This window comes from Nitrobacter sp. 62-23 (assembly GCF_001897285.1).
GTDB lineage: Bacteria > Pseudomonadota > Alphaproteobacteria > Rhizobiales > Xanthobacteraceae > Nitrobacter.
The window spans coordinates 11,748-29,508 of the sequence record NZ_MKSM01000008.1; the positions used below are offsets into that span (position 1 = coordinate 11,748).

General features: G+C 63.8%; 19 protein-coding genes. 11 read left to right on the forward strand and 8 right to left on the reverse strand.

Going from position 1 to position 17,761, the window contains the following annotated elements; all coding sequences use genetic code 11:
* Positions 1-198 precede the first annotated feature (198 nt).
* Complete coding sequence (sseA, locus tag BGO16_RS01170; protein WP_292616426.1) at positions 199-1,059, forward strand: 3-mercaptopyruvate sulfurtransferase; 861 nt, start codon at positions 199-201, stop codon at positions 1,057-1,059.
* Positions 1,060-1,064: 5 nt separating this feature from the next.
* Here the strand turns inward: sseA and BGO16_RS01175 are convergent, their stop codons facing one another.
* On the reverse strand, positions 1,065-1,838 hold the full coding sequence (locus tag BGO16_RS01175; protein WP_292616428.1) for a hypothetical protein: 774 nt from the start codon (positions 1,836-1,838) through the stop codon (positions 1,065-1,067).
* Positions 1,839-2,155: 317 nt separating this feature from the next.
* Between BGO16_RS01175 and BGO16_RS01180 the strand changes: the two genes are divergently transcribed.
* Positions 2,156-3,307 (forward strand): L,D-transpeptidase, encoded by a 1,152-nt coding sequence (locus BGO16_RS01180; protein ID WP_292616431.1) that lies wholly within the window; start codon positions 2,156-2,158, stop codon positions 3,305-3,307.
* 106 nt (positions 3,308-3,413) lie between these two features.
* Here the strand turns inward: BGO16_RS01180 and BGO16_RS01185 are convergent, their stop codons facing one another.
* Both BGO16_RS01185 and BGO16_RS01190 read right to left on the reverse strand, forming a co-directional pair.
* Positions 3,414-3,635 carry a hypothetical protein gene (locus BGO16_RS01185; protein WP_292616434.1) on the reverse strand — a complete coding sequence of 74 codons (222 nt, stop codon included), beginning with the start codon at positions 3,633-3,635 and terminating at the stop codon, positions 3,414-3,416.
* On the reverse strand, positions 3,632-3,835 hold the full coding sequence (locus BGO16_RS01190) for a hypothetical protein (RefSeq protein WP_292616436.1): 204 nt from the start codon (positions 3,833-3,835) through the stop codon (positions 3,632-3,634). Before BGO16_RS01190 ends, BGO16_RS01185 begins: the two co-directional genes overlap by 4 nt.
* Positions 3,836-4,121: 286 nt before the next feature.
* On the opposite strand from BGO16_RS01190, the gene ettA reads away from it, so the two are divergent.
* From ettA to BGO16_RS01215, 5 genes are all read left to right on the forward strand, one after another.
* Positions 4,122-5,774 carry an energy-dependent translational throttle protein EttA gene (gene ettA / locus BGO16_RS01195; protein ID WP_292616438.1) on the forward strand — a complete coding sequence of 551 codons (1,653 nt, stop codon included), beginning with the start codon at positions 4,122-4,124 and terminating at the stop codon, positions 5,772-5,774.
* Positions 5,775-6,366: 592 nt separating this feature from the next.
* Complete coding sequence (locus BGO16_RS01200) at positions 6,367-8,319, forward strand: AI-2E family transporter (RefSeq protein WP_292616440.1); 1,953 nt, start codon at positions 6,367-6,369, stop codon at positions 8,317-8,319.
* A gap of 75 nt (positions 8,320-8,394) precedes the next feature.
* Positions 8,395-9,165: a trans-aconitate 2-methyltransferase gene (gene tam / locus BGO16_RS01205; RefSeq protein ID WP_292616441.1), complete on the forward strand. Its 771-nt coding sequence runs from the start codon at positions 8,395-8,397 to the stop codon at positions 9,163-9,165.
* Between the two features lie 124 nt (positions 9,166-9,289).
* Positions 9,290-9,877, forward strand: coding sequence for a TIGR00645 family protein (locus BGO16_RS01210; protein WP_292616443.1), 588 nt, complete (start codon positions 9,290-9,292; stop codon positions 9,875-9,877).
* A 50-nt stretch (positions 9,878-9,927) separates the two neighbouring features.
* The gene (locus BGO16_RS01215) at positions 9,928-11,133 is read left to right on the forward strand and encodes a lytic murein transglycosylase (protein WP_292616487.1); all 1,206 of its coding nucleotides are present in this window, start codon (positions 9,928-9,930) and stop codon (positions 11,131-11,133) included.
* A gap of 158 nt (positions 11,134-11,291) precedes the next feature.
* On the opposite strand, the gene BGO16_RS01220 is transcribed toward BGO16_RS01215, so the two are convergent.
* Positions 11,292-11,570 carry a hypothetical protein gene (locus BGO16_RS01220; protein WP_292616445.1) on the reverse strand — a complete coding sequence of 93 codons (279 nt, stop codon included), beginning with the start codon at positions 11,568-11,570 and terminating at the stop codon, positions 11,292-11,294.
* Between the two features lie 228 nt (positions 11,571-11,798).
* Positions 11,799-12,116 (reverse strand): hypothetical protein, encoded by a 318-nt coding sequence (locus BGO16_RS01225; RefSeq protein WP_292616447.1) that lies wholly within the window; start codon positions 12,114-12,116, stop codon positions 11,799-11,801.
* 336 nt (positions 12,117-12,452) lie between these two features.
* Here BGO16_RS01225 and BGO16_RS01230 point away from each other — a divergent pair, with 336 nt between their 5' ends.
* Positions 12,453-12,710, forward strand: coding sequence for a (2Fe-2S)-binding protein (locus BGO16_RS01230; RefSeq protein ID WP_292616449.1), 258 nt, complete (start codon positions 12,453-12,455; stop codon positions 12,708-12,710).
* 283 nt (positions 12,711-12,993) lie between these two features.
* Positions 12,994-13,476 (forward strand): bacterioferritin, encoded by a 483-nt coding sequence (gene bfr / locus BGO16_RS01235; protein WP_292616451.1) that lies wholly within the window; start codon positions 12,994-12,996, stop codon positions 13,474-13,476.
* A gap of 70 nt (positions 13,477-13,546) precedes the next feature.
* On the opposite strand, the gene BGO16_RS01240 is transcribed toward bfr, so the two are convergent.
* Entirely contained in the window at positions 13,547-14,065 is a 519-nt protein-coding gene (locus tag BGO16_RS01240; RefSeq protein WP_292616453.1) for a collagen-like protein, read from the reverse strand.
* 89 nt (positions 14,066-14,154) lie between these two features.
* The gene (locus BGO16_RS01245) at positions 14,155-16,233 is read right to left on the reverse strand and encodes a S9 family peptidase (protein ID WP_292616456.1); all 2,079 of its coding nucleotides are present in this window, start codon (positions 16,231-16,233) and stop codon (positions 14,155-14,157) included.
* A 137-nt stretch (positions 16,234-16,370) separates the two neighbouring features.
* Here BGO16_RS01245 and BGO16_RS01250 point away from each other — a divergent pair, with 137 nt between their 5' ends.
* Entirely contained in the window at positions 16,371-16,625 is a 255-nt protein-coding gene (locus tag BGO16_RS01250) for a DUF2277 domain-containing protein (protein ID WP_292616457.1), read from the forward strand.
* Between the two features lie 31 nt (positions 16,626-16,656).
* On the opposite strand, the gene BGO16_RS01255 is transcribed toward BGO16_RS01250, so the two are convergent.
* Positions 16,657-16,911, reverse strand: coding sequence for a helix-turn-helix domain-containing protein (locus tag BGO16_RS01255; protein WP_292616461.1), 255 nt, complete (start codon positions 16,909-16,911; stop codon positions 16,657-16,659).
* Between the two features lie 374 nt (positions 16,912-17,285).
* Here BGO16_RS01255 and BGO16_RS01260 point away from each other — a divergent pair, with 374 nt between their 5' ends.
* Positions 17,286-17,720, forward strand: coding sequence for a hypothetical protein (locus BGO16_RS01260; RefSeq protein WP_292616463.1), 435 nt, complete (start codon positions 17,286-17,288; stop codon positions 17,718-17,720).
* Positions 17,721-17,761 lie beyond the last annotated feature (41 nt).

Sequence of the window (17,761 nt, forward strand, 5' to 3'; positions counted from 1 at the left end):
GAACGGCGTCGCTTCGCTCGCCCATAGCCGTTCGAAGAACGGCGTCGCTTCGCTCGCCCATAGCCGTTCGAAGAACGGCGTCGCTTCGCTCGCCTATGGGGATCCCGTCATCCACGTCGTTCTCGCCGAAGGGGTCCGAAGACGTCATTACCCCTGACAGGCTAGGGCGATGAGGAAGACATAGGCTGAAGGTCTGGCATGTCATCAACTGCGGACGATCCCCTCGTTTCCACCGAATGGCTGGCCGCGCATCTCGGCGACGCCGGACTCAAGATCGTCGACGCCTCGTTCAAGATGCCGGGCGTGCTGCCGCTGCCGGTCGATGATTTCCTCGCCGCGCATATTCCCGGCGCGGTGTTTTTCCATGTCGATGCGGTGTCCGATCGCGCTTCGCCGCTGCCGCATATGTATCCGGATGCCGCGCAGTTTTCGCGCGACGTCGGCGCGCTCGGAATTTCCACCGGCGATACGGTCGTGGTCTATGATGCCGGAGGCTGGGTCGCCGCGCCGCGGGCGTGGTGGATGTTCCTGTCTTTCGGCCGCGGCGATGTTCGCGTGCTCGACGGCGGCCTGAAGAAATGGCGCGCAGAGGGGCGTCCCGTTGAATCCGGCGCGGTGTCGCCGAAGCCGGGCAACTTCACGGCGGCGTTCGATCCGGCCCGCCTGCGCAGCCAAGCGCAACTGGTGGACAACCTGTCGTCGCATCGCGAGCAGCTTGTCGACGCGCGTGCGGTTGACCGTTTCGAGGGCCGCGTCGCTGAGCCGAGACCGGGCTTGCGCTCGGGCCACATTCCCGGCAGCCGCAACCTGCCATACAGCGCGCTGTTCGACGCCGAGACCGGCACCATGAAACCGCTCGATGAATTGCGCGCGGCTTTTGCCGGCGCCGGCCTCGATCTGGTAAAGCCGGTCGTTACGACCTGCGGCTCCGGCGTGTCCGCCGCGGTTCTCACGCTTGCGCTTTATCGCCTCGGCGTGCGCGGCTCGGCGCTATACGACGGGTCGTGGTCGGAGTGGGGATTGCAGGGCGGTCCCCCGATCGCGACCGGCCCTGCCTGACCCTCTCACTCCAGCGCGAACGGCGATGCTGGCTGCAACGCGGGACTCGGGGCTGCCGGTCGCATTTGCGGTCGCTGGACGACATGGCCGCGATGGGCGCGTTTGGCGCCGGTCGCCTTCGCGGCGGATCGTTTGGCGGCCGGAGGCGCGGGATCGGGAGCCTGCGCTATCTGAGTGGGACGATGCACTGGCAGGGGTGGCTTGAAATGCGCTCCGAACGGCGATGTCATCGTTTCAGCGACGTCGGACGCGGCTGTCTCTGATTTGGGTGCCTCGGACTTTGCGGCATCGGTTTCTGCGATATCCGGTTTGACGGCATCGCCTGCCTCGACCGACGTTTCGACTCGCGACGGCTCCGATGGTGTTTCCACGGCTGCTTCGGCGGAGGGCAGGTTCGCAGCCGGAGGCGTAACGGAATCAGACGATGCCGGGGAAGCAGCGGACGTGGTGGTGTCGGTCGCAGCCGAGGGTGTATCCGCGGCCGGCGGCGCGGCGCCGGTGGATTCCGGCGGCGCATCCGGTGCGGCCGTCGGGGGATGCGATGTTTCGGTTTGCTCCAGGGCCGGCCCGGCGGCGGGTGTATCGACCTGCAGCACGGCCAGCGTCGGCTGTTGCGTCTCCTCTCGCGATCCAAACGTAACTTCAGGCATCTGTTTGAGAGGCTGGCTTGCGAACTCTTCGTGCGTCGCTCGCAGCAGGGCTGCTGCGCCCAAGCCGAAGATCACCATCGAGACGGCCAGCACGATCGCGACGGACAGGAAACGGAAGCCAGGCAGCATGGGTATTGGTTTTCGCCTTTGCCGCGGATGAGCGACGGTGATCGAGCCATCGGAACGCAGTGAGGCACACGCCTGATCGAATCAGGCGTCTTGAGAGTATCGCAACGAACGCGACCATGCTCCCCAAAAATCGCCACGACCGTCGCCGGTTCGCTGATCTGGCGGAACCAGTGAGGCATGGGGGCCACGCTTCGCCGTGAATTCGAAATTATGACGGAATCCGGGGTGATTTCGACGGGATCGTCTTGAATGCGCCGCTATCCTGCGCGATGTGGGCCGTTAACGATCCGGTGGTTTGTCGGGCTTATACAAGGGCAATGATGATCAAACCTATTCTGACGGTTTTCGCGGCGGTCCTGGCTGGCGCAGCGGGAACTTCGCTCGCTTCGGCGCAGGCGTATCCGCCCGCTCCGGGCACTATTTATTCCGCTTCGCCCCCCGTATACCCCGGTGAACCCGCATATCCGGATGAAGATGGCCGCCCGGCTGCGATGGACGGACTTCCTGATTTCGATTCAGCCGAGGATCAGTCGCCGCAGCCGCACGATTCCGCCGCGCTCCCTGCGCCGGGTCCGATCATGTCGCCGGACGATCCCCGTTACGGCAGCCCCGCTTCCGCTCCGGCCTACCCAAACGGGGGCATGGCGCGTGGCCCGGTGATGTCGCCGGATGATCCGCGTTACGGTCAGCCCGGTCCCGCGCAGTATCCGACCCGCGCGCCGGAAACGGTTGCCTCGACAGGTGGGCCGACCGCAGGTTTCGTGCCGCCGGCGCCGGTTGGCGCGGACGGCAGGCCCACTCCGATGTCGGCGCTGCCGCCGGACGAGCAGCCCGAAGCCGATCAGGGCGGCGAAAAGCAGTTGGCGCCGAGACTGCGCCGTCAGGAAGTCACGTTCGCGACCAAGGAGCCGGCAGGCACCATCGTCGTCGATACCTCGAACACGTACCTGTATTATATTCTCGGCAACAATCGCGCGATCCGCTACGGCGTGCGCGTCGGCCGCGACGGGTTCACCTGGACCGGCGTGCAGAAGATCAGCCGCAAGGCCGAGTGGCCCGACTGGCATCCGCCGACGGAAATGATCGAGCGCCAGCCCTATCTGCCGCGCTTCATGGCCGGTGGTCCCGGCAATCCGCTCGGCGCGCGCGCGATGTATCTCGGCTCGACCGTTTACCGCATCCACGGCACCAACCAGCCCTCGACGATCGGCAAATTCGTTTCGTCGGGTTGCATCGGCATGCTCAATGAGGATGTCTCGGACCTGTTCGATCGCGTCAAGGTCGGCACCCGCGTCGTGGTGCTGCCGGGCGGTCCGCCGCACACGGACACGACGGCTTCCACCCAGCCTGCCGGTCAGCCGCCGATGTCGAACGCAGCGCCCGTTCCGCAGCCGCCGCTGACCGCGAGCCTGCCGGGAACCCAGCCTGCCACCGTCGCGCCGCTGCCGGCGCCGGTCACGATCCGGTAGCCGCCCGCGCTGCTTCGAGGTCGCCTGATGACCCCGGCGGATGAGCCGGTGCCTTCGCGGGGACGGTTCTGAAGCAGAGACGCCTCTGACTTGTGCTGCGGCCGGTCTATCGCGGCCGCGGCCCTGATGCCTGCGCGCCCTTGAGCCACGCGGCGATGTCCTCGATCATCTCGACGTAATAGCGCTGGTAGTTTTCCGGAATAGCGTCCGGCCTGGCGCCGGCGACCGAATGCATCTTGGGTGCAGCCTGGCCGACAATCTGTCCGCGCGCGGTCGTTCGCGCGATGGCATTGCGTGACGCGAGATTGCGGCTGCGCGGCCAGTTCATCGGGAATCGGCGGGTGGGTGCTGGCCATGCTTGGCGCGCCAGGCGGGTCCGGGTCCGCGCATGTAGTGCAGCTCGGGCCGGTAAGGGTTGAACGCGATCGCGATGAAGTCGCGCCAGGACGCGCGAATCCCGTGAAGCCGTCCGCGGTGATCCCGCTTTTCGATTCGGTCGGAGGCTGACGCCGATACGCTGGTCGCCATGGTCGTTTCTGCCGTTTTGCGTCGCGGGCTTCCTGCTGGAAGGCCGCCGTGATCTCGCCGATACCGATATTCTTTGGTGAATTCGATTAAAAAGCGGTTCGAATGCGACCGTGAAGAATGCTCTTCTCGTCAAGCTTTGGGGATGGTTAAGGCAAGGTTGCCCTTTGGACCCAGCGTCGCTACATCAGCGGCAACAAATTTCCCCAAAACCAGACGCCCTCCTGACGGTCTCACCGCAAGGGTGAAGGAGCGTCTGAAACACCACGCAACGCTTTCAGGGATCACGATGGCGCGCCAGTTCGTCTACTTCATGCAGGGCTTGTCCAAGACCTATCCGCCGAACCGGAAGGTGCTGGATAACGTCCACCTGTCGTTCTATCCGGACGCCAAGATCGGCGTGCTCGGCGTCAACGGCTCGGGCAAATCGACCCTGTTGAAGATCATGGCCGGGATCGACAAGGACTACACCGGCGAGGCTTGGGTCGCGGAAGGCGCGCGCGTCGGCTATCTCGAGCAGGAGCCGCAGCTCGATCCCGCCAAGTCCGTGCGCGAGAACGTCATGGAGGGCGTTGCCAAGCAGAAGGCGATCCTCGATCGCTACAATGAACTGGCGATGAACTATTCGGACGAAACCGCCGACGAGATGACGAAACTGCAGGACGAGATCGAGGCGCAGGGCCTGTGGGATCTCGACAGCAAGGTCGATCAGGCGATGGACGCACTGCGCTGTCCGCCGGACGATGCCGACGTCACCAAGCTGTCGGGCGGCGAGCGCCGCCGCGTCGCGCTGTGCCGCCTGCTGCTCGACCGGCCGGAGCTGCTGCTGCTGGACGAACCGACCAACCATCTTGATGCGGAAAGCGTGTCGTGGCTCGAAGGCCATCTGCGCAACTATCCCGGCGCGATCCTGATCGTCACCCACGACCGCTACTTCCTCGACAACGTGACGGGGTGGATTCTCGAACTCGATCGCGGCAAGGGAATTCCCTACGAGGGTAATTACTCGTCGTGGCTCAAGCAGAAGCAGAAGCGGTTGGAGCAGGAAGGCCGCGAGGATGCCGCGCATCAGAAGACGCTGGCGCGCGAGCAGGAGTGGATTGCGGCCTCGCCGAAGGCGCGGCAGGCCAAGTCCAAGGCGCGCTATCAGCGCTATGAGGACCTATTGGCCAAGGCCAGCGAGAAACAGACCCAGACCGCGCAGATCGTCATCCCGGTGGCCGAGCGGCTCGGCAACAATGTCGTCGACTTCGAGGGCCTGACCAAGGGCTTCGGCGACCGGTTGCTGATCGATAACCTGACCTTCAAGCTGCCGCCGGGCGGCATTGTCGGCGTCATCGGTCCCAACGGCGCGGGCAAGACCACGCTGTTCCGCATGATTACCGGGCAGGAGAAGCCGGATGACGGCAGCATCACCGTCGGCGAGACCGTGCATCTCGGCTACGTCGATCAGTCGCGCGACGCGCTCGACGGCTCGAAGAACGTCTGGGAGGAGATTTCCGGCGGCAACGACCTGATCCTGCTCGGCAAGAAGGAAGTGAACTCGCGCGGCTATTGCTCGGCTTTCAACTTCAAGGGCGCGGACCAGCAGAAGAAAGTCGGCTCGCTCTCGGGTGGCGAGCGCAACCGCGTGCATCTGGCCAAGATGCTCAAATCCGGCGCCAACGTGCTGCTGCTGGACGAGCCGACCAACGATCTCGACGTCGATACGTTGCGCGCGCTGGAAGAGGCGCTGGAGGATTTCGCCGGCTGCGCCGTCATCATCAGCCACGACCGCTGGTTTCTCGACCGCATCGCGACGCATATCCTCGCCTTCGAGGACGATAGCCACGTCGAATGGTTCGAGGGCAACTTCCAGGATTACGAGAAGGACAAGATGCGCCGGCTCGGCCAGGACAGCGTCATCCCGCACCGCGTGAAGTACAAGAAGCTGACGCGGTGAAAGGATGATGGCGCGGGAAGCCGCCGATTATGACAGCCGGTCTTTCAGGCCGATCGTTCGGGTGGCAGGTCGCTGTCAGGATTGGCATTTTCCTGACATTCCTAATCGGTCTTCCGCTCGTTCTGACGGTTTCGTCCGTCTCGGACTTGCGGGCAGGATCGCGGCCACTTGATTGCGCTGATCGTTTTGCGCATCCTGTTCGATTTCGGGATGGCGAGATGGCTCCACAGCGTTTTATTGCAGCCGGAGGAATATGCGCCACCGGCTGCGTTCATGATCCTCATGAGGTCGTCGTATTGGACCTATATGACCGGTCCCTACATCTGCCTGATGCTTTTGGGCGTCGCGTCCTGGTGCGTGATCCTCCCACGCCGCGCGCCCCATCGGGTTACCGCAACCAGTCCCTCCTGAGTAGATTTTGACAGCGAATCGGGAGAGCGACAGGGCAGGGGTCCCTCCGTCCATTGCGCTCATGGAACCAAACCGGCCCCGCGATCATTGATGATCCTGAATATTCGGGGTCATGCCGGCTGTGAGTCTGGATCTGGACGCGAGGGTGACGCCACGGAGAGCCGGTTTCGGCGAGGGGGCGATGGCATCGGCGGTCATCGCCGCGCTTGTGATCTGCGGGCTGTATGTCGGCCGCGAGATTTTCGTCCCCATTGCGCTGGCGGTGCTTCTGAGCTTCGTGCTTGCTCCGCTGGTGGAAATTCTGGAGCGATGGCATTTCCCGCGCGCCGCCAGCGTGCCGGTCGTGGTCGTGGTCGCCTTTATCGCGATCTTCGCGCTCGGCAGCCTGATCGCGAACGAGGTCAGGCACCTGGCCGAAAGGCTGCCCCTTTACCAGCAGACCATGCAGCAGAAAATCCAGTCGCTGCGGGCGCTGACGGCGACCGGGCCGCTGGATCGCGCGGCGGATATTCTTCAGACGCTCGGCAAGGAAATCAACGTACCGCAGACACCGTCGACGGCGCCCTCGACGTTGCCCCAAACGCCCGGCGAGGCCAGGCCCATCCCGGTCGAGGTGCGTTCTCCGCCACCGTCCGCTCTCGACAGCATCCTTGGGCTCATCAGCCCCCTGCTGCATCCGCTGGCGACGGTGGGCGTGGTGATCGTGTTCGTGGTCTTCATCCTGTTTCAGCGGGAGGACCTGCGTAACCGCGTCATCAAGCTGGCGGGCTCGAACGATCTGCAGTCTGCGACCGCGGCGATCGATGACGCGGCCGGTCGCCTCAGCCGTTTCTTTCTGATGCAGGTCGCGCTCAACACCAGCTTCGGCGTGCTGGTGGGCCTCGGCCTTCTGGTGATCGGCGTGCCCAGCGCCATTCTCTGGGGAATCCTGGCAGCGATCATGCGGTTCGTGCCCTATGTCGGCGTCTTCATCGCGGCGTTCTTTCCCCTGACGCTGTCTGTGGCGGTCGATCCCGGCTGGTCGATGCTGCTATGGGCCGGCGCGCTCATTTTCCTGACGGAGCTCATGATCGGGCAGGTGTTCGAACCTTTGCTCGTCGGGCACAGCAGCGGGTTGTCTCCCGTCGCCGTTGTCGCCTCGGCGACGTTCTGGACCGCGCTGTGGGGGCCAATCGGCCTTGTCCTCGCAACTCCGCTGACGGTGTGCCTGGTCGTGCTGGGTCGCCACGTCGAGCACCTCAGGTTTCTCGATATCCTTCTTGGCGATCGTCCGGCGTTATCCCCGCCGGAGCTGTTCTATCAGAGAATGCTGGCCAACGATCCGGCGGAGGCCGTCGATACGGCGGAAGAGTTTCTGAAAAAGGGCTCGCTCGCCGAATATTATGAGACCGTCGCGCTGAAGGGATTGATGCTGGCGCAGGCTGACCTCAGGCGCGGCCGGCTGCTGCCTGATCGTCTGGCCGAAATCAAGGATAGCGTTGCCGAGGTGGTCGACGATCTGTCCTCCGAGTTCGACGATGTTCCGGCAGGCCGGACGAAGGACGCGGAAGCCGCCGACGCGGACGAGGGGACGGCCGATGCGCCGATGCCCCAACTTCCATTTATCATCCGCGAGGGCCTTCCGCCGGACTGGCAGTCCGAATGTCCGGTGCTGTGTGTCGCCGAGCGCAGCGATCTCGACGAGGCGGCCGCGATGTGTCTCGCTCAGATCCTGTCGAAGCATGGTCTCGGAGCGCGGGCTGCGAGGAAGGAGGAGACCTCGACAAGCGGAATATTCCGGCTTGACGGCTCCGGCGTGAGGCTGGTGTGCGTGTCGACCCTGGAGGACGGGAGCACCGCCCACACCCGCCACCTCGTTCGCAGGCTGCGGCGCAAGATGCCGCAGGCGCGCATTCTTGTCTGCTGCTGGGGACGGACCAACAGCGCGATGACCCGCGATCACCTCAACGCCGACGCGGTGGCGGACAATCTGGGGGAAGCCGCCGCCTACTGTCTGTCGCTGGTCGAGCAAACTGCCGTGCAGGACAATGGCGCCAGGCCGCGAGCAGCATCCCGGCCGGCCGTTTCCGGGCGGGGGGCCGAGCGAAAGGCGGGGCGGACCGAGCGAAAGGCGGATCGCGCCGGACCTTCATGATGTCCGCTTCCGCCGTGATCGGAGTTGACTTGCCTGGTCCGGCTTGGTGGTGTGCAAGGGGTTCGGAGAGAGGCGATGGACGACTGGAGTGCCGAGCAATATCTGAAGTTCGAGGACGAACGGACGCGGCCCTCGCGCGATCTGCTGGCGCAGGTTCCGCTGAGCGCGCCGCGCAAAATCGTCGACATCGGCTGCGGTCCGGGCAATTCCACCGAACTGCTGGTCGAGCGCTGGCCGGGAGCCGAGATCATCGGCATCGATACATCCGCCGATATGTTGCGACGGGCGCGCGAGCGGCTGCCGGAACAGACATTCATCGAAGCCAATGTCGCGCACTGGGTCCCGCCTGCGAACACTGACCTGCTGTTCGCCAATGCGATCTTCCAGTGGGTGCCGGATCATCTGCGCCAGTTGCAGCGCTTGCTTGATGCACTGCCATCAGGCGGCGCGCTGGCGGTGCAGATGCCGGACAATCTCGACGAGCCCAGCCACGTGATGATGCGCGAGGTCGCTCATTCGGGACCGTGGCGGGAGACACTTGCGAACGCGGCGCGGGCGAAAGACAGGCTGCTGCGGCCGGGCGGCTATTACGACGCGCTGCGGCCGCTGTGCCGGCGCATCGATATCTGGCATACCGTTTATAATCATGTCCTTGCGGAGGCCGCGGCGATCGTCGAATGGGTGAAGGGCACAGGACTGCGGCCCTTCCTCGATCCGCTCGAGCCCGCCGAGAGAAAAGAGTTCCTGCGCGAATACACCGCGCGTATCGCCGCCGCCTATCCGTTGCAGGCGGACGGCAAGGTGCTGCTGCGCTTTCCGCGCTTCTTCCTGGTCGCGGTCAAGTGAGGCCGCGGATCCCCGCGATTGCAGGATTCCGAAGCGAACGCGCTGCATTTTGCCGCGGCGCCCCCTCTCGATTCCGTCATGGCGAATGGAATAGAAGGCTTCTCCCCCACGACGAGACCGCTTGATGTCCCCGACGCCTGAAACTCCGCCTCCCATGAAGACGGCCGCGTTGCGCCCGCTGCCGATGCTGATCTTTTCCTCGCGCTGGCTGCAATTGCCGCTTTATATCGGCCTCATCATCGCCCAGGGCGTCTATGTCGTCCTGTTCCTGAAGGAGTTGTGGCATCTTATCGAGCACTCCTTCGATTTCACCGAGCAGCAGATCATGTTGGTGGTGCTGAGCCTCATCGACGTGGTGATGATCTCGAATCTTCTGGTGATGGTCATTGTCGGCGGCTACGAGACATTCGTGTCGCGGCTCAATCTCGAGGGCCATCCCGATGAGCCGGAATGGCTCAGCCATGTCAACGCCAGCGTTCTCAAGATCAAGCTGGCGATGGCGATCATCGGCATCTCGTCGATTCATTTGCTGCGGACCTTCATCGAGGCGGGAAACCTCGGCAGCGCGGCTCGCCCCACCAATTACACCGAAAGCGGCGTGATGTGGCAGACCATCATCCATCTCGTATTCATCATGTCGGCGATCGGCATCGCGCTCGCGGATCGCATCTCGAGCGGGCCGAACGGAACGCACGGTCAGGCGGAGCATTGAGGGTGGCCGCCGCCGGCCGGAATCCTCTGCGGCGGCTTGCGATCGCGGTCATGGTCACGCTCGCTCTCGGTGTCGGAGTGCCGCCGGCGCAAGCGGCCGACGCCGGCTTCACGCAATTCATCGCCTCGCTGTGGCCCGAGGCGCAGCGGGCGGGCGTCTCTCGCGCGACTTTTGATGCCGTCACCGCGGGGCTTGAACCCGATTACAAGCTGCCCGATCTGATCCTGCCCGGACGGCCCGCGACCGGTGCGCCGTCGCAGGCGGAATTCGTTCAGGTGCCGGCGGACTACCTCAAGGAGAGCAGCATCGCGCGGCTGGCGACCGAGGGGCAGCGGCTGATGCGGAAATACGGGGCAACGCTCGACGCGATCGAAAAGCGGTTCGGTGTGCCCGCGCCGATCATCCTCGCGATCTGGGGCCGCGAAACCGATTACGGCCGCTACGCGCTGCCTTACGACGCGATGCGCGTGCTGGCGACGCAGGCTTATGTCGGCCGCCGCAAGGACCAGTACCGCACCGAATTCATCGACGGACTTCTGCTGTTGCAGCACGGCGATGTCTCGCGCAAGAACTTCCGCGCATCGTGGGGCGGCGCCACCGGCCTCACCCAGTTCCTGCCGTCCGAGCTTGCCAAACACGGCGTCGATTTCGACGGCGATGGCCGCGTCGACATCTGGACCTCGGTGCCCGATGCGCTGGCCTCGGCCGCACAACAGCTGGTCAACAAGGGCTGGCAGCCGGGCGTGCGCTGGGCCTACGAGGTGCGCGCACCGGCGAACGTCGATTGCACGGCAGGCGTGCCGGAGGTGACCAGGCCGATCGGCGAATGGCTGCGCGAGGGGTTCTCGCCGGTGCGCGGACAACAACTGACCGCGGCGGAGCGCGCGCAGGGCGCATCGCTGCTGCAACCGGAAGGAATCTACGGCCCGTCGTTCCTGACCACGAAGAACTACTTTGTGATCAAGGAATATAATTTCTCCGATCTCTACGTGCTGTTCGTCGGTCATCTCGCCGACCGCATGACCAGTCCGCTGCCGTTCGCGACGCCGTGGTCGGCATCGACGCAGTTGCGCAGCCGCGATGTCGAGGCGATGCAGCGCCATCTGACGCGGATCGGCCTGTACAAGGACAAGATCGACGGCAAGGCCGGGATGCTGACGCGCGCGGCCCTCGGCGCTTACCAGAAATCGGCCGGACTTAAAGTGGACTGCTGGCCCAGCGGCGCGGTACTGCGCGCGATGAATGACGCGCGCTGATCCAGGGCGTTTCAACGAAGCATATCCTCGAGCCTGACGCGAAATGGTTTCGGTTCGTGTGGAGAACCGCGCCAGACAACAGGCGCTGAACGTCATCAACAAACGAAAAACCCGGCCGTGAGACCGGGTCTTCAAATCGAATCGTCAGAAAGTCCGGATCAGTCGCAAACCCGGATGCGGCGGAAACGCCAGCCATATCCGTCCCAGAACCTCTCGCGCTCGATGTGACAAGGGGGCTCTTCAATATAGACCGGAGCTGGCGCGGCATAGGCCGGACGGCTGTTGGCAATCGCGCCGCCGATAAGGGCGCCGCCGATCAAACCTCCGGCGATACCGGCTGCGACATCGCCGCCGCCCGCATGCGCCTGCGGAGCCGTCGCCATCGATCCAAACGCCAGCGTCGCAGCTGCGAGGAGGGCGAAAACTGTCTTTTTCATCTTGGGATCTCTCCTGAAGGGATGCGCCACGGGCGCCGGTTTGTGAGTCCACTACGCGCGATGCGGTCGCTGAAGCCGGCTGTCTCGACCGGAAGCGCCCGACATCGACCCGACGCAGACGTTCGCAAGTCAGTTGGCTGAAAAAACGGCTTTTTCAGGCCATCCGCTCAGCGGTCCAGAGACTAATAGTATAATCCGGAAAACCGATTCGCTATGGCCGCCGCCGGATCAGCCGCACACCCGGACGCGCCGGACCCGCCAGCCGAAACCGTCCCAGAAGCGCTGGCGCTGCCAGTAGCAGCCGGGCGCCGCGACATAACCCGGACCGTAATAGCCGTAGCCTGGTCCATAGTATCGCGGGCCGTAATAGCCGGGTCCGTAATAATAGCCCGGGCCCGCCAGCGCGCCGCCGATAATGGCGCCGGCCGCCAGACCGCCGATAACGCCGGCCGCGACCCGGCCGCCGCGTGCTTCGGCGGCTTGCGGCGCAGCCAGCGCTGTGACCAGCGTGGCAACCGCCGCCAATGCCATCAGTTGTTTCTTCATGGCTTCACCTTTTCTTCCCTTGCGTCTTCTTGCACCCATTGGCAGCAATGGGGCGAAACGTCGGTCGAGAGATTTCCACACCCGCTTTGAACGATCAATGAACGCGATGGCTGAATCCTGCCACGATCGGGATTGTTCCCGTTAAGGTTTATACAATGGATTTCAGTATGTTACGCCGACCCTGAGCGTGCAGGCGGCTGGCTTCCACAGGGTCGGCCTCGCGCCCGGATTTCGGGTAGTTTGGAATAGCTTCAAATAGCCTGTTTTCCCTTTGCGTTTCCGGACACGGTCCAACAATATCGGCCCGGTTCCGGGTGTCGCCATTGGGTTCCGTTAATGATCGTTTGTTCCTGTAACGTGTTGACCGATCACGACGTTCGCTCCGCCGTCACCGCGCCCGACGACCTGCGCCGCTCACCCAAGCAGGTCTACGGATGCCTCGGATGCAGTGCTGAATGCGGTCGATGTGCCCGGACCATCAGAACCATCATCAAGGAAGCGCTCGGCGCCTGCGCCCGGAAATGTTGCGAAGGGTGTCCCCATTCCGCAATGCACACAGAAGTCGAGCAGAGTCAGAACGAAATCACCCTCTGAGAATTACCCTCGGAACGTCCCGTCACTTCGTTGGGGCTTTCGCACCCGCTTTGCCTGCGGATAGCTGTCCCTTGCTCCATAGCGTTTTCGAGCGAAGTGGATACCGGTTCGCGTGAAGAAAACGCGACAAATCAAGAGCCTAGAGTCTTTCACTGTTTCCATGAACGGTGAAAGACTCTAGGGGTTGCCGCGCTGCGGAATTCGGTTTAGAAGTATTCTAAATTGGATTGGCGGGTGCGACGGCCGCCTGCCAGCGTCAAGCACACAGAACAGGAGTTGCTCCATGAAGGGCGAACCGAAAGTTATTGAATACTTGAACAAGGCGCTCCGCCACGAACTGACCGCGGTCAACCAGTACTGGTTGCATTACCGCTTGCTGGACAACTGGGGCATCAAGGACCTCGCCAAGAAATGGCGCGCGGAATCCATCGAGGAGATGGAGCACGCCGACAAGCTGATTGACCGGATCATCTTCCTTGACGGCTTTCCGAACATGCAGGTGCTCGATCCCTTGCATATCGGCCAGAATGTCGGCGAGGTGATGGATTGCGATCTCAAGGCGGAATATTCGGCGCGCGCGCTCTACGAGGAGGCGGCGACCCACTGCCACGCCGTGAAGGACTACGTCACCCGCGACATCTTCGAAAGCCTGATGAAGGACGAGGAGAGCCATATCGACTTCCTCGAAACCCAGATCGACCTCATCAAGAAGATCGGCGTCGAACTCTACTCGCAGAAGCACATCGGCGAAATGGATCACGACTGAGACGTTCGCTGAATAGCCCATAGCGGCGGACAAACCCGCCGCGCACTTTTGGCCGGAATTGCCCGGCCTGTTATTCGCCATCGGTGTCCTTTCGCCGATGGCGTTTGTCTTTCTTCTTCTTTTTCCGTCCCCCATCGTCTGTGTCGTTGTCTTGCAAGGTCTCGGCGAGTGCACGCTCGGCCTCGATGCGCTGGTGCTCGGCGAGCAGCCGATGCTCGGCCTCAATGGTTTGCCGCCGCTGATACTCGCCCCAGGCTTCGACGATCCGTTCGATCCAGGGCAGCACCTCCTCAATCGACGGCAGCCGCCCGGGTGGTCCTTGTTCGCCGCGCGGCCCCTGCGGTCCTGACTTGCCGTCTACACCCGGCTTACCATCCACACCCGGCCTGCCGTCGCGTCCCGCCTTGCCGTCCGCTCCGGGTTTGCCGTCAGGACCGGCCTTGCCCTGCGGTCCTGGTTTTCCGGCCGGACCAGGTTTTCCAGGCGCGCCACGCGCTCCCGGTTTGCCTTGCACACCGGGGCGTCCCGGCGGTCCTTGAATGCCGGGAATCCCCTGCGGTCCCTGCTTGCCGCGCGTTTGAACTGCCACGTGGTGATCCTCTCACGATCCTGATGTTGTCAGGAATGTATCAGGCCCCGCCGACGTGTATCAATTCGCGTCAAACTGATGTCGCGCTTTCAAGTCAGATTTACCGCCCACAGCGCGAAGGCATAGGCGAGCGCGACTTCGTCGAGGCGGTCGAAGCGCCCCGCCGCGCCGCCGTGTCCCGCACCCATGTTGGTCCGCAGCAGAACGGGGCCGCCCGACGCCATGGTGGCGCGCAGCCGCGCGATCCATTTCGCGGGCTCCCAATAGGTGACGCGGGGATCGGTCAGTCCGCCCATGGCGAGGATCGCGGGATAGTCTTTCGCCGCGACGTTTTCGTAAGGCGAATAGGACAGGATGGTGCGGAAATCCTGCTCGCTCGCGATCGGATTGCCCCACTCCGGCCATTCGGGTGGCGTGAGCGGCAGCGTGTCGTCGAGCATGGTGTTGAGCACGTCGACGAACGGCACCTCCGCGACGATGCCGGCGAACAACTCGCCGGCGCGGTTGGCGACCGCGCCCATCAGCATGCCGCCGGCGCTGCCGCCGTGGCCGACGATGTTCTTCGCGGACGTGTAGTCCGCGGCGATCAGCGCGCGGGCGCAGGCGGCGAAATCGTCAAAGCTGTTGATCTTCTTCTCGCGCTTGCCGTCGAGATACCAGCCCCAGCCCTTGTCCGTGCCGCCGCGGATATGCGCGATCGCATAAACGAAGCCGCGATCGACCAGCGACAACCGGTTGGCCGAGAACGACGCCGGCATCGCGTAACCGTAGGAGCCGTAGCCGTAGAGCAGCAGCGGCGCGCGGCCGCTGCGCGCGAAATCCTTGCGATGCAGGATCGACACCGGTACCTCGGCCCCGTCGTTTGCCTTCGCCATGATGCGGGTGGTGACGTAGTTTGCAGGATCGTGTCCTGACGGAATCTCCTGGCGCTTGCGCAACGTGCGCGTGCGGCTCGCCATGTCGTAGTCGAACACCTCAGACGGCGTCGTCATCGACGAGTAGCTGAAGCGCAAGGTGGTGGTGTCGAATTCGTAGCCGCCGTGGGTGTCGAGCGAATAGGCGGCCTCGTCGAAGGCGATCGCGTGTTCCTCGCCGGTTGCAAGATCGCGGATCACGATCGACGGCAGCGCGTTGGCGCGTTCGAGCCGCACCATGTGGCCCGAATAAAGCTCAAAGTCGAGCACGTAGGTGCCGGGACGATACGCGATCAGGTCGCGCCAGTTCGCGCGTTCGGGCGCGGCTAGCGGCGCGGTAACGATCTTGAAGTCGATCGCGCCGTCGGCATTGGTGAGGATGAAAAGTTCGCTGCCCCGATCGGCGACGGAATATTGCACGCCGCCCTCGCGCGCCGCGATCAGGCGCGGCGGCTCATCGGGCCTGGAGAGATCGATCAGCCGCTGCTCGGAGGTTTCATGATCGCCGCCGGCGATGACGCAGAAGCGACCGCTCGCGCTTTCATGGATATGCGTGAACCAGCCTGCGTCCTGTTCTTCGTAAACCAGCACGTCGTCGGATTGCGGCGTCCCGAGCCGGTGGCGGTAGACCTGCATCGGGCGATGATTGTCGTCGAGCTTGACGTAGTGGAACGCGCGTGAATCCGCGCTCCACACCACGCCGCCGTCGCTCTCCTCGATTACGTCGGCGAGATCGACGCCGCTGTCCCAGTCGCGGATCCGGATCGTGAAATATTCCGAGCCGCGATCGTCGACGCTCCACGCTTCAAGGCGATGGTCGGGGGAATGCCGCGCGTTGCCGAGCTTGAAGAATTTCTTGCCTTCGGCAAGCGCGTCGCCATCGAGGATGAAGCGGGCGTCGCCGCCGTCGCGCGGCTGTCGCCCGATCATGCGGTGCTGGCCGCCCTCGCGGTATTTGGCAAAATAGGCGAAGGGTCCGTCGGGCGAGGGGACGGTGGAATCGTTCTCCTTGATGCGGCCGCGCATTTCGGCCACGAGTTGCTTTTGCAGCGGCTCGGTCTGTGCAAGCAGGGCATTCGAGTAGGCGTTCTCGGCCTCCAGATGAGCGCGGATATCCGGCGCCAGCAAGGACGGCTCGCGCAGCACCTGCTGCCAGTTCGCGTCCTTCAGCCAGGCGTAGTCGTCCGTCAGGGTGATGCCGTGATGGGTGGAGGTATGCGGCCGCCGTTCGGCCTTGGGGGGCGTCGATGTCATGATGCTGTTCATAGGAGGGCGTAGCGGCGGCGGCAAGCGGTTGCCAACGTGAATCCTGACGACGTGGATGCGTGATGGCGGCACCGGCCATGACGAGGTATGATCCGGCTTCGCGACAGGCTGAGCCGGAGAGCCTCATGTGCCGCAACATCAGAACGCTGTTCAATTTCGAACCGCCGGCGACGGACGAGGAGATCCATGCCTCGGCCTTGCAATTCGTGCGCAAGGTCTCAGGTTTCAACAAGCCGTCGGCGACGAATAAGGCGGCGTTTGACCGCGCCGTCCATGACGTCGCGCATGCCGCCCATCATCTGCTGGCGTCATTGCATACGCAGGCGCCTGCGCGCAACCGCGCGGTGGAAGCTGCGAGGGCGCGCGAACGCCGCCGGTAGGGTCTCGACAACATCGGGCCGCCCGGCAATGTCAGCCGTGATCGGGCACATCCAACCCCATGGCTTCGTATTGCCGGATCTTGTTGCGCAGCGTGCGCACCGATACGCCGAGCACCCTTGCGGCGCGCGTGCGGTTGCCGTCGCAACGCGCCAGCGTCTGCAACACAAGCTCCCGTTCGACTTCGGTGACCGTGGAGCCGACCAGCAGCGGGATCACTGCGTCCGGCGTGAGCGCAGCTTGATCCTGCTGCGGCCGTTGCGCTCCGGTTTGCAAATCCTGGGTCATCAGTCCCTCCGAAGCTGCTTCCCAAGGAAGCCGACTGGATTGAGACCCCCGTCCCCCGGCCATATGGCTAATGATATGGTTACCAGATTCTTAACAATCGATGCGCTCCCCGAGTAAGCTGCAAAACAAGGGATAAAGTGCGCGGTTTTGCCGAAAAAATGCGCGTAACAGTGGAATGTGTTATGCGAAACAGAATTTAACGCGAATTGTGTTTTCGCTTATCGCAAGCATCGATTGCGCATCATGCAATGGCGAATCGTTTCGGTGGCCAGATGCATCGCAACGCCTGGGCGGATTGCGATTGCTGCGCGCGATCCTTACGCTTGCAAGCCATCCGAATCATGTCCTTCCTTTGAACTCCGGAGAACGCTCCCATGCCGTCCATATCCCGGCTTCGCGCCGTTTTGATCGCGCTGGCCGTCTGCCTCGGCCTGTGCTCCGCAGCCCGCGCCGACAGCGGCACGGTGACGCTGACGATCTATAAAGGCGGCTGGATCATCGGCGCGTCCGGCGGCGGCGGCACGCTCACCTTTCACGGCCGGCGCTATCCGCTCTCGATCGGCGGCCTGGACTATGGCCTGGTGTTCGGAGGATCGAAGACCGTGCTGCACGGCCGCGTCAGCCGCATCAATCGCCCTTCGGATGTCGCCGGCGTTTATGGAGCGGCAGGCGCTGGCCTTGCCATCGGCGGCGGCGCCCGCGCCATCGTGCTGAGCAACCAGAAGGGCGCGGTGCTGGAATTGTCCGGCCGCCAGTTCGGCCTGATGGCCAACGCCGATCTCTCCGGCCTGGCGATCACGATGCGATAGCAGCGCGGGTGGTGCACGTCGGCGCACAGACGACGCGTCGG